13 protein-coding genes and 1 riboswitch are annotated in these 10,779 nt (G+C 35.0%); of the genes, 8 read left to right on the top strand and 5 right to left on the bottom strand.

Annotated features, from left to right (window positions below):
* The first annotated feature begins 293 nt into the window (after positions 1 to 293).
* The 3 genes from SAZ04_RS21005 (at position 294) to SAZ04_RS20995 (ending at position 3,772) form a co-directional block, all read left to right on the top strand.
* The gene (locus SAZ04_RS21005; RefSeq protein WP_332699239.1) at positions 294 to 848 is read left to right on the top strand and encodes a CBO0543 family protein; all 555 of its coding nucleotides are present in this window, start codon (positions 294 to 296) and stop codon (positions 846 to 848) included.
* A 708-nt stretch (positions 849 to 1,556) separates the two neighbouring features.
* A riboswitch (cyclic di-AMP (ydaO/yuaA leader) is annotated at positions 1,557 to 1,704 on the top strand.
* Positions 1,705 to 1,766: 62 nt separating this feature from the next.
* Positions 1,767 to 2,432: a potassium channel family protein gene (locus SAZ04_RS21000; RefSeq protein ID WP_332699236.1), complete on the top strand. Its 666-nt coding sequence runs from the start codon at positions 1,767 to 1,769 to the stop codon at positions 2,430 to 2,432.
* Positions 2,433 to 2,434: 2 nt separating this feature from the next.
* The gene (locus tag SAZ04_RS20995; RefSeq protein ID WP_332699233.1) at positions 2,435 to 3,772 is read left to right on the top strand and encodes a TrkH family potassium uptake protein; all 1,338 of its coding nucleotides are present in this window, start codon (positions 2,435 to 2,437) and stop codon (positions 3,770 to 3,772) included.
* Between the two features lie 145 nt (positions 3,773 to 3,917).
* On the opposite strand, the gene SAZ04_RS20990 is transcribed toward SAZ04_RS20995, so the two are convergent.
* Together SAZ04_RS20990 and SAZ04_RS20985 are read right to left on the bottom strand one after the other, a co-directional pair.
* Complete coding sequence (locus SAZ04_RS20990) at positions 3,918 to 5,111, bottom strand: MFS transporter (protein WP_332699230.1); 1,194 nt, start codon at positions 5,109 to 5,111, stop codon at positions 3,918 to 3,920.
* A 326-nt stretch (positions 5,112 to 5,437) separates the two neighbouring features.
* Entirely contained in the window at positions 5,438 to 5,665 is a 228-nt protein-coding gene (locus SAZ04_RS20985) for a tautomerase family protein (RefSeq protein ID WP_332699227.1), read from the bottom strand.
* Between the two features lie 158 nt (positions 5,666 to 5,823).
* Here SAZ04_RS20985 and SAZ04_RS20980 point away from each other — a divergent pair, with 158 nt between their 5' ends.
* The 3 genes from SAZ04_RS20980 to SAZ04_RS20970 all read left to right on the top strand — a co-directional run bounded on the left by SAZ04_RS20980 (position 5,824) and on the right by SAZ04_RS20970 (position 7,944).
* Entirely contained in the window at positions 5,824 to 6,159 is a 336-nt protein-coding gene (locus tag SAZ04_RS20980) for a MerR family transcriptional regulator (RefSeq protein WP_332699224.1), read from the top strand.
* 435 nt (positions 6,160 to 6,594) lie between these two features.
* Positions 6,595 to 7,500: an Abi family protein gene (locus SAZ04_RS20975; RefSeq protein ID WP_332699221.1), complete on the top strand. Its 906-nt coding sequence runs from the start codon at positions 6,595 to 6,597 to the stop codon at positions 7,498 to 7,500.
* A gap of 246 nt (positions 7,501 to 7,746) precedes the next feature.
* On the top strand, positions 7,747 to 7,944 hold the full coding sequence (locus SAZ04_RS20970; RefSeq protein WP_332699218.1) for a cysteine-rich CWC family protein: 198 nt from the start codon (positions 7,747 to 7,749) through the stop codon (positions 7,942 to 7,944).
* Between the two features lie 377 nt (positions 7,945 to 8,321).
* Here SAZ04_RS20970 and SAZ04_RS20965 read toward each other — a convergent pair whose 3' ends face one another.
* Together SAZ04_RS20965 and SAZ04_RS20960 are read right to left on the bottom strand one after the other, a co-directional pair.
* Entirely contained in the window at positions 8,322 to 8,588 is a 267-nt protein-coding gene (locus SAZ04_RS20965) for a hypothetical protein (RefSeq protein WP_332699215.1), read from the bottom strand.
* Between the two features lie 7 nt (positions 8,589 to 8,595).
* Positions 8,596 to 9,657, bottom strand: a complete 1,062-nt coding sequence (locus SAZ04_RS20960) for a ParM/StbA family protein (RefSeq protein ID WP_332699212.1) — start codon at positions 9,655 to 9,657, stop codon at positions 8,596 to 8,598.
* Positions 9,658 to 10,027: 370 nt separating this feature from the next.
* Between SAZ04_RS20960 and SAZ04_RS20955 the strand changes: the two genes are divergently transcribed.
* Both SAZ04_RS20955 and SAZ04_RS20950 read left to right on the top strand, forming a co-directional pair.
* On the top strand, positions 10,028 to 10,207 hold the full coding sequence (locus SAZ04_RS20955; protein WP_332699209.1) for a hypothetical protein: 180 nt from the start codon (positions 10,028 to 10,030) through the stop codon (positions 10,205 to 10,207).
* Positions 10,208 to 10,239: 32 nt separating this feature from the next.
* On the top strand, positions 10,240 to 10,476 hold the full coding sequence (locus SAZ04_RS20950) for a hypothetical protein (RefSeq protein WP_332699207.1): 237 nt from the start codon (positions 10,240 to 10,242) through the stop codon (positions 10,474 to 10,476).
* A 23-nt stretch (positions 10,477 to 10,499) separates the two neighbouring features.
* On the opposite strand, the gene SAZ04_RS20945 is transcribed toward SAZ04_RS20950, so the two are convergent.
* Positions 10,500 to 10,779: IS3 family transposase (locus SAZ04_RS20945; protein WP_332699204.1), on the bottom strand; the 280-nt coding region annotated here is incomplete at its 5' end.

Raw genomic sequence — 10,779 nt, 5'->3', positions numbered from 1 at the left:
AATTCATCTCCCCCTTATCGTTGGGCTTCGCCCTTCACACGATTGAAGAGGGAGACTTCTTTCGGGACATGTTAAAAAAACTCGTAAAAATAGGCTGTTTGACATATTGGTCATGTATAATATGTCAAACAGCCTACCTATGTAAAACGCAATTCAACTAAAGCCTCCGTTTGTGAAATAAGGAAAAAAAAACTACGTAAAATAATTCAATCTATTTGAATATATCCTATTCACCTAGGGGAATTTAAGGGTTAGTAGCAGTAATGATTTGTGGTGAATAGAGGTGACTTAATTTGAAGTATCAATACCCATCTTGGGAAGAAATAACAAAAATTAGAGAAACTTTTCGAGAAGCTTATTGGGCTTATTGGATAAACGATAATCTATTTTCCTTTGGTTGGTGGTTACTTTTAGTTTTACATATTTTGTTTATATACCTAGCTTCGAAATTATTAGACAGAACACGTTTATTTGAATTATTAACTGTAGGTGGTTTAGCTGCAATATTTAGTACGCTTATAGACATTATTACTATTCAATATGGTTTAACTGGATACCCAACTAGTTTATCTCCACTATCTCCATCATTGTTTGTATCATCTTTAATAATACTTCCAGTTATCTATATGTTACTTTATCAGTTTTTCTCAACTTGGAAATCCTTTATTCTGGCTAACTTAGTAGTAGGAGCATTTTTGGCATTTTTGGGGGAAAACTTATTTCGTTGGTTAAATATTTATCAATATATTCAATGGAATTCTTTTTACTCCCTAATCACATATTTAGGAATTGGAATTGTTTTAAAATGGATATTGAGTAATCTATTAAAAGCTCAAAAAAAGCAGTAGAATAAATCTTCTGCTTTTTTGTTAGTGCTTAAACAGTTTATTGAGCTGTGCTTTAAAAGAAAGTCGTACCGTTTATAAAAAAGATGTACCGTTTTAAAGAAAGTTATACCGTTTAAAACAAAGTTGCACCGGAAAATCCCATATGTTTTACCTTTAATCTTCAAGAATAGGGCCATTTAATTGAATAACTTACTTTTAGAAAACTGGATATTTATGTTAAATACAGACAATATTGTGAAGTGTTGAACTTAAACTAACTGGCAGAATACTTTAAGAAAGCCAAACTCTATTCCTTAGATAAGAAAATTATTGACAAGTAACATAAGGAGGAGTAAATTCTCTTTAGTGAACTACTCACCACTTAGCTACGCTTGAAGTGGGAGCTTCTCACTTCCATGAAGAAAGCAACCTTTCTTCTCCATGAGCGTTACTTCGGGTAGTTCCTACCCTAGATGTCCGAAGAATCGGAGTTCTTTCGTACCTTGGATATTTTACGCATGGAAGGATCAGCTTGGTTTTCACATTTTTATTTCTCCATGCAACCTCATATATCCAGTTATCAAAGAACATCATAGCTATATTTTATGATAATACTAAATTTTGAGCTACCGCCCAACCGAAATTCATCTCCCCCTTATCGTTCGGCTTCGCCCTTCACACGATTGAAGAGGGAGACTTCTTTCGGGACATGTTAAATAAATCAGTCTTAACCTTTATTCGCTTAATCTTTTTATAGAGCGGGGGAACCATTATGGGTGGTTAAAAACCATCTTTGGGGTGAATCTTACTAAGTAAGAGGGGATACTCTCAGTCCCTAATCCGACAGCTAACCTCGTTAGCGTTATTTTGGAGAGAAGGGTCTTTAATGGACCATTCTTTGTGATGGTCTTTTTATTTTGGGAAAAGGAGTGCGAGAAAATGGCAGGCAAAAAGAAACAATTCGCAGTTATAGGTTTAGGGCGTTTTGGTGGTAGTGTTTGTAAAGAGTTATACAAGATGGGACATCAAGTGTTAGCCATTGATAATAATGATACAAAAGTTAATGAATTTGCGGCATTTTCTACTCATTCAGTTATAGCGGATGCAACAGACGAGAAATCTTTACAATCCCTAGGAATTCGAAATTTTGAATACGTTATAGTAGCAATTGGTGATGATATACAGTCTAGTATTTTAACTACGCTTGTATTAAAAGAAATGGATGTTCAAAATGTTTGGGTGAAAGCACAAAACGTTCATCATCATAAGGTACTTGATAAGATAGGAGCTGACCGAATTATTCACCCTGAGCAAGATATGGGAATTCGTATCGCACAACATATCGTTTCTGAAAAAATTGTCGATTATATTGAGTTGTCTGATGAATATAGCATCGTTGAATTATTAGCAACAAAAAAAATACATAACCGTTCACTTATCGATTTAAACATTCGTGCTAAGTTTGGATGTACCATTTTGGCTATAAAACGTGGTGAAGATATTAACGTGTCTCCGATGCCTGATGATATGATTTATGAAAAAGACGTTCTTATTGTGATTGGACACAAAAACGATTTAAAACGATTTGAAGAAGAAGGGATGTAACGATGTTAGATAGAAGAGGATTTTTACATCGAAAAATACAAATGTCCCCACCACAAATATTGGCTTTGAGTTTTTTTGTTGCCATTATTATTGGTACTTTTTTATTAAAACTTCCTATTGCAACAACCGAACCAATTAGATGGTTAGATGCGTTATTTACAGCAACATCTGCTACTACCGTGACAGGTCTAGCTGTACTTGATACAGGATTAGATTTTACCGTTTTCGGTCAAGTTGTAATCATGATACTCATTCAAATTGGTGGATTAGGGTTAATGACATTTGCTGTTCTAATTGTTGTTGTCCTAGGAAAGAAAATTGGATTAAAAGAACGAATGCTCGTACAAGAAGCATTAAATCAAACATCCATTGGCGGTGTAATTCGTCTTGTTAAAATATTATTTATTTTTGCTTTTGCAATGGAATTTATCGCTGTTATCTTATTATCCGTTCGCTGGATTCCAGAGTATGGTTGGGAATTTGGTATTTACACAAGTATTTTCCATTCAATTTCTGCCTTTAATAATGCTGGATTTTCTTTGTGGTCCGATAGCTTGATGGGTTATGTTGGAGACCCAGTAGTTAATATTCTGATTACTTTATTGTTTATTACGGGTGGAATTGGGTTTACCGTTTTGTCTGATTTATGGCACACGAAATTTTTTCATCGTTTATCGTTACATACAAAATTAATGCTTGTTGGAACATTAGTAATCAATATTGTTGCAATGTTATTGATATTCACACTAGAATATGGAAACCCAGCTACATTAGGTGCTTTAGACACTGGTGAAAAGCTTTGGGCATCTTACTTTCAAGCTGTTACACCACGAACAGCAGGTTTTAATTCATTAGATATAGGAAGTATGAATCCTGGAACGATTGTTTTTATGCTTCTTTTAATGTTTATTGGAGCAGGAAGTGCTTCAACGGGGAGTGGGATTAAACTTACAACATTTATTGTGATTGTCATGGCTGTTGTAACCTTTTTAAGGGGAAGAAATGAAACCGTTGTGTTTGAACGTACAATTAAACATCAAATGATATTACGTTCATTAGCGATCGTTATCATCAGTTTATTCGCTGTATTTTTAACCATTTTAGCTCTATCGATTACGGAGAATGCTCCGTTTATCACGATAATATTTGAAGCCTTCTCCGCATTTGGGACGGTTGGATTATCAATGGGGTTAACTGGAGAATTATCAGATGCTGGCAAACTAATCATTATTGTTTTAATGTTTATAGGAAGAATCGGACCATTAACATTAGCCTTTTCATTGGCGAAAGCTCAAAAATCAAGTATTCGTTATCCAGATGGAGAAGTTTTCACGGGGTAGTGGTAGTATGATTATATCAAGGATACATCTTCACGTTCATGAAATTGAAGATGTATCCTTTTTAATAAATAAGAAAAGTAACTTCCTTATTCAGTTAAAGGGCGCATTCCTGTAGGAATGCACCCTTTACTTTTGGAAAGATGCCTTAACGAATACTAGGCTTAATTAAAAATGAAGCAAATAGACCAATACCAATAAGCAACGCCAAGATTTCAAATGTCAATAGATAACTGCCTGTATTTAAAAGCACCTCCGCCACGATTGGTCCCAGGGAAGCACCAATAAATACGACAAAAGTATAAAGAGAAACAGCAGCTCCCCGCGCTTGATCACCAAGTTGACCAACTAATGAAATAAGTGTTGGTACTGTTATTGCAATTCCGGTCACGAAAATTACACTCATAATCGTGAGCATCGACAAGTTAGAGCTAATTCCTAGAACAGCTAGACCGACAAAAGCCAGTGTAAGTCCTACACGCAGAATAGTTAGGATACCAAATTTGTTAACAAGTTTGCCTGTAAATAGAGAAAATAACATCCCGATAATTCCAACAGTACGAACAAAGAAAATGTCTTGATTTCCTAACCCAAACTCTATGCTTAAATAGTTGCCGAGTGCAGTATACATTCCAACAAAAGTCAGTAATAGGGTAGTCGCAATTAGATAGCAAAACAACAGTGGCTTTATTGTCAGAACGGACCCAAACTGTTTAAAGGGGGCTAGCAAGTTGCTACTATGATTTTGATTATCAACTTTTGGTATAAACAAAGCTACGATAATGGTTGTTAATAGATAGATTAATCCAATAATGTAAAAAACACTTTGCCATCCATACACATTGCTAAAGAAGCTACTAAAAATCTGACCAACAACCCCAGCCATTAGAAATCCAGAACTAACAAATCCAATCGTTGTTACACGTTTTTCAGGCGGAAACATCTCGACAATATAAGTGACAGCTACTGGGGGAAAAGTTGCCGCGGCTATTCCTTGTAAGCTCCGGAAGATGATGAATGTTGACAGACTATTCGATAATCCCAAAACTCCAGTAATCATCGTTAATGCAACAAAACCAAATAATATAACCCTTTTGCGTCCATAACGATCAGATAATGGTCCGGTAAAGAGACAGCCTATCGCGTAAAACAGGGAAAAGGCGCTGCTGGTCCACGCTACTTGAGAAGCTGTAGCTTCAAAAGCTTCGTTAAAGATGCCAGCCAATGGGATAGTCAAATAAACGCTGGACACTACTACAATACCGCACCAAAACAAAATAGCTGTTATGAACGGATAGTTTCGCTCAAAAGCTGTGTTGTTTGAGATGGCTATTTGAGTCATGGGTGTTCCCTCCTTAATCTCATCATATAAGGCTTTACGGATAAACTTGCAAAAACCTTCAGCAAGAATATCTCCGGAGTTGTTTAGAATTTTAAATTATTTGTCATGTTTCACAAGCCAGCAGGATCGTAATGAACAGTTGATGATATTCTCAGGTTAGGGAAGTTGCATCATTTTTTATCGAGAGTTTTTGAACTAGAGGAATAGTACAATTTCTCAATAAATGATCCAATCCCACAATCCTAAAGATCCCTACAATCAACGCCTTACTAAATTAACGTATTAGGAATCCCGTAATTTAAAGGGATTCCTATTGTTTATATTTTTTATTTAGATGGAAGTGCAGTAATGCGGCTTTTAGATAAAAAATCTGGATCGGATGCTGCAGTACCTGCTTGACCCCAATTCGATAATGGAACCTCTCTTAAAAGAACTAACACTTTGTCTGGAGGGATGTTAAACAAATTAACCGTTATTTCTGTTAGCCCCTTGATCCATTCCTGCTTTTGTTCTTCACTAAAACCTTCCCAGCAATCAACGTTAATAATAGGCATTCTTAAACATCTCCTTAAAGAAAATTTTAGATAATGTATATTATCTACGTAAATTGTAACAAAACTACAATTAAAGTCAATTATTTACTTCTGTTGTTTGTCATATATTTTCTTCTATCGTAAAATAGTTATAAAAGGTTTTTATCGGAGGTCAAAACATGAACGAAAAAGACAATCCGTTGCTTCCCTTAATGGATTTTGAATTACTAAAGAGATTAGTTGTCGGAATTGGGGAGGTATCAGAGATAACAGGCATACCTACACGAAAAATTCGTTATTGGGAAGAAAAAGGGATCATTCAGTCCGAAAAAGAAGGTGAAGGAGCCACAAGAAGGTATAATTATTTAAATGTTAAAAAAATCCTTTTGATCCAGGAGATGGTCGAAGAAGGGTTTACACTTGATGCAGCAGCTAAAAAGGTTGAAAAACGAATGGAGATCCTGAATGAGGCCTTTCGAAAACTGGCCAATAGTTTTCCTAATGAAGAAAGTTGACTAACTAGGAGAATACTTATTATTAGTCTTGTAATACGACAATCTAATACAAGTGTTGTAGTTATTCAAGAATAGGGCGCAATTCTTGAAGAGGAATTGTGCCTTTTTCAGTAATAGGGCCATTTTACGGAATAAGAAGGAATCAATTTCAATATTTTCCATTATTAATGCTGGGCTATTTCTACTAACTGAAACCCTTGTTATATCAAGGGTTTCAGTCGGATTTTTAGTCTTAAGAATTACTTCAACGTGCAGCAATTTAACTGATTTTAGTTTTTTTGGAACAATCCCCAAAGTCTAATTATACTCTTTTCCTTATCGCGTTTCCTTGACTAATATGAAAAAAAGTACTATTATAATAGTAACAGAACCCACCACGCCTCTTAGCAATGCGGACCAAGGTGGGTCATTTTGTTTTTTCAAGGGGAAATGAAAGTGGATTCGGAAGATGAATTGAAAATGAAACCACCCACTACGTATAAAGAACAAGTGGAAATTTATAAAAATAGAAACTTGCACGTAGAAAATTCAGAATATGCAGAGAAGTTTTTGCAAAGAGTTAATTATTATCGCTTAAGTGCCTATGCACTCACATTCAAAGATCCTCTAAATACTGACCAATATATGGGCCATTCTTCATTCAACAAATTAACTTCGTTATATGAGTTTGATAGACGACTAAGACATCTGCTGTTAGGTGTTTTAGAAACCATTGAAATAGCATTTCGCACTCATATATCTTATGAGATTGCTCATAAATTGGGGCCACTCGGTTATAAAGATAAAGAGAATTTTATTGATGAAAAATATCATCGTGATTTTTTAGTTGAATTGGAAACAATAATTAGTAGAAGTCGCAAAGGTGAACTCTTTATCGAACATCATTTTAAAAAATATGACGGCAACCTTCCAATATGGGCAGCGATCGAGGTTACTCCATTTGGATTTATTTCTAAACTATATCGAAATTTAAATGAAGATGTAAAAAAACACATAGCTAAAACATATTATAATATTCCTTATCGTTATTTAGAAAGTTGGTTGCAGTCATTATCGAATGTCCGAAACGTTTGCGCTCATTATGGCCGTTTATATAATAAAAAGCTGATATTCAAACCCCGATTATTTAGAGAAGAGATGAGGCAGATTGATAATCGGATGACCTACGCTGCAATCTACATTATACAACGTTTATTAACAAGGACTGATGGTAATAGATTTGTGACTGATTTAGAAGCACTCATCCTTGCATTCGAAGATGATATTGATTTTTCTTGTATTGGATTTCCAATAAATTGGAACGAATCTTTATTAAAACTAAATAACAAAAAACAACTCTAACCACAAATAGAGAGTGAGATAAACACTCTCTATTTACTTTTTACAATGATATTGTGAAGGAATACAGGAATGCTATAGGGTAGCGTTGATCCAAGAAGGATTGACGCTTATTTTTGTTGAAGTTATTAAACTCTAACGTAGGTAAAGAACAATTTTATAAAAAATCTTACATTATCATATAAGAAATCTAATCTCTTTTTATGTCATACTTAACTAATATTGTGAGGGAGTGAGGAGGGGTTGTAATTGGCTAATAAATATTGTCCTCTATGTGGAGAGGACAACAAGTGTATGGCAGGTACCGTAGAACACGGTAACTGCTGGTGCGATAGAGAAGGAGAATTTCCTAATGGAATCTTTAAGTTAGTTCCTACAGAAAGTAGAGGAAAGCATTGTATATGTAAAAAGTGTGTAAATAAATATAGGGAAGAAGCGGGTGATTAGCTTTCTAGTTATTTTGCTAAACTCCCTCAGTATGATAGCTATATCTCTAACGGATGCGATTGCTTAACAAGGCAGTCGCTTCTTTCACTAAACCAGCTAATAGAATTTCCTCGGTTATTCCATTAAACGGGCGCTTTAGTGGAGTAAGATAATTATTTATAGACTGATCGGTTTTTACCGTTCAGTCTATTTTTATCAATAAGTGTACCCTATTAAAAAGGTAGCAATTTATTGATTTTCAAGGCTTTAAAGCGTCTCAAATACACTTATCAAAATTGTTTAAATGGTATTTACTCTCATAGTGGTCCCTCATTCTTCGAATCGTTCCCGTACCCCTCTTCACGCTTTCCGCCATGATCGAACTACGCACTCTCTTCTTATCGATTAAACAAGTCATCTGGAAGGTCTGTAAAATCACTTTCAGGTTCTTTTTCAGTCTTTTTACTGTGTAGAGAGGATTTTGGGTGCTCCTCTTCTTCAAAAGCAGATGGAGGAGCGCTAAAAGCGCTCTGACCAGTAACATAAGCTCTTAATGCTCTGCGAATATGTTTCGATTTATCTCCCTTAGGTAGTTTCGAAAAGAACGTATGAACTTCTTTATCTTCTATATCATCATAAGTGAATATTACTTTTTGCGTTGCCATGTCACATTCACTCCTGACCTACTTTTGCTTTTTTAAGTCTTTCTGACAAGGCTTTTGCAAACTTCCAGTTTCCTTCTAAGGACGCCGTTTGCGTATCCCCGTCTGGCATTTGAATAACATCTTCGTTTAATTCTTCTCGGAAGGTATCACCAACGTTATTCACTCCTCCACCAGTCAGTGTAAAGACATCAACCGCATCACGATTGGTGAGTGTCGTATCAATACGAGTAATAATGGATGCACAAAATCTGTCTATCACTAATTGAGCAATATTTTCGAATGGATATATTGCTCGTTCAGAGATTTTTGCGGTATATGAACCATCACGAAATCCGTCTTCAACATAGGTATATGACAAGTCTTTCACGCTGTACTTCTTTTTAATCTTATTAGCGATTTCTTTGTAGATGTCATTTTGCCCTTCCAGAATAGTGATGGAACTGTCAGGAAGACGCTTCATGTTCTTATACGTATCAACGATTGTAGTTCCAGAACCGAAATCCACTACAACAATAGTTTTTGTCTGTAAATCCTTATGGATTTGATAGGTTTCGTTCATGTGAATGTTCAAGAGCGTTCCTAATGGCTGTTCATTCACTTTTACGATTTCGACGTTAATCGTATAATTTTTATCGTTTCGTTTAACAGAATGAGTACGTTTCAAGAATTCTCTTAGCTTTTTCTCATCTTCAGATCCAATCTCATTGGACGGCAAAGAAGTTACTAAAAGAACATCCAGGCTCTTTTCTTCAAAATCACTTGCCAATTCAGCAAGTACGAATTGGAATAGACATTTAAAACGCTTATTACTGTATCGGTTATTGTGCGTGTACGTAGGCAGCAGCTTATTATGGTTTACAGCGTCTTTAATGCCTGTGCCCCATACATAATGTACCTCGTCATGAATAGTGCTCTCAAAGACGTTATAAGAACGTTCTACAGAGAAATCATCCAGTGTACCTTCACCTAAGTCCTCATAAAAGGCAATGCTAGATGGTGCGACAATGGTACGTTTTTCACTTTTAGCTTTAACAAACCCATTTCCTAAATCAATAACGAATTCTTTCATTTTAAACAACCCCTATCGATATATGTGATCGTATGATTAATATGTTATATGAACAGTATAATCAGAAATTTTATATGAGTCAATGTATTTACAATAATATAAATCATCATATATAAGATAATGATATATGATGATTTATATATATTATTATATATGTGATTACGAATATAATTGAATAACCTTGTGAGATGAAGAAAATCCCTTTTGGAGACTAGGGGGAAATAAAAAAAGGCTTATTTTTTAAACATTTGATCAATAAATTTGAGCAAATTTCAGTCTATAAGTATTAATGGCATTATTGAGTTATTGAGTTATTGTGTTATTGTATGCTAATATAAAGATCATATAATAGAAAGGGCAGGCGAGGAATATGAGCGAAAAAAATAATAAACTATCAGCAGAAAAAAAGCAGCAACCTAAATATAAGTCAGTCCGAATACATCCTGAAGATTTTCAAGAGTACAAACGACTTTCTTATTTTCAAGATAAACCGATTGTTGACTTAATTTCAGAAGCGCTTGAGCTTCTGAAAAAGAAATACGACGAATAATTAAAGGTGCTAGGGGGAGGAAGGGGAGGCACATGGAAGAAGTAGAAGAAGTAAAAGACACAAATAGAAAGCAAATATTATTAATCGTTGGGGTAGCATTACTAATCGGGGGAGGGTTGGTTTTTCTACTAATAACCTTTTTCGATATCTTTCTTTATATTCTTTTGCTGATCGGATTAGCTATTGTTGCTGTGATGGTCATTTATGCAGCTGTGAAAATAGCTATCTTCTTCTTTTTTGTATTCATTTTGCTAGCAGGATTGAGGTGACCCCCAAAAGTTAGAGTTTTATATTATGCAGCTAATTGGCTGGTATGGTTACGGTATTGAACCGGACTCATGCCTGCCAATTTTTGCTTTATACGCTTGTTATTATAATAAATAATATATTCTTCAATTCTTTTTTTTAATTCCTTGAATGAGCACAGTGCTTTCCCGTAATACATTTCTTGTTTTAGTAACCCGAAAAAATTCTCCATGGGCGAATTGTCTAAACAGTTTCCTTTTCGCGACATACTCTGGAACACTCTGTAGTCCTTAAGTGTTTTCACCCACTTATTATGTTGATAATGC

It is taken from the genome of Halalkalibacter lacteus, from assembly GCF_036663595.1.
In the GTDB taxonomy this organism is placed as follows: Bacteria; Bacillota; Bacilli; order Bacillales; family Bacillaceae_D; genus Halalkalibacter; species Halalkalibacter lacteus.
This window is presented reverse-complemented; position numbering and strand designations above follow the sequence as displayed.

Excerpts from the sequence above, each read along its gene's own strand:
- SAZ04_RS20980 (WP_332699224.1), top strand. The coding sequence starts at position 5,824 with ATGAACGAAAAAGACAATCCGTTGCTTCCCTTAATGGATTTTGAATTA.
- SAZ04_RS20960 (WP_332699212.1), bottom strand. The coding sequence starts at position 9,657 with ATGAAAGAATTCGTTATTGATTTAGGAAATGGGTTTGTTAAAGCTAAA.
- SAZ04_RS21000 (WP_332699236.1), top strand. The coding sequence starts at position 1,767 with ATGGCAGGCAAAAAGAAACAATTCGCAGTTATAGGTTTAGGGCGTTTT.
- SAZ04_RS20965 (WP_332699215.1), bottom strand. The coding sequence starts at position 8,588 with ATGGCAACGCAAAAAGTAATATTCACTTATGATGATATAGAAGATAAA.
- SAZ04_RS20950 (WP_332699207.1), top strand. The coding sequence starts at position 10,240 with ATGGAAGAAGTAGAAGAAGTAAAAGACACAAATAGAAAGCAAATATTA.
- SAZ04_RS20990 (WP_332699230.1), bottom strand. The coding sequence starts at position 5,111 with ATGACTCAAATAGCCATCTCAAACAACACAGCTTTTGAGCGAAACTAT.
- SAZ04_RS20985 (WP_332699227.1), bottom strand. The coding sequence starts at position 5,665 with ATGCCTATTATTAACGTTGATTGCTGGGAAGGTTTTAGTGAAGAACAA.
- SAZ04_RS20995 (WP_332699233.1), top strand. The coding sequence starts at position 2,435 with ATGTTAGATAGAAGAGGATTTTTACATCGAAAAATACAAATGTCCCCA.
- SAZ04_RS20955 (WP_332699209.1), top strand. The coding sequence starts at position 10,028 with ATGAGCGAAAAAAATAATAAACTATCAGCAGAAAAAAAGCAGCAACCT.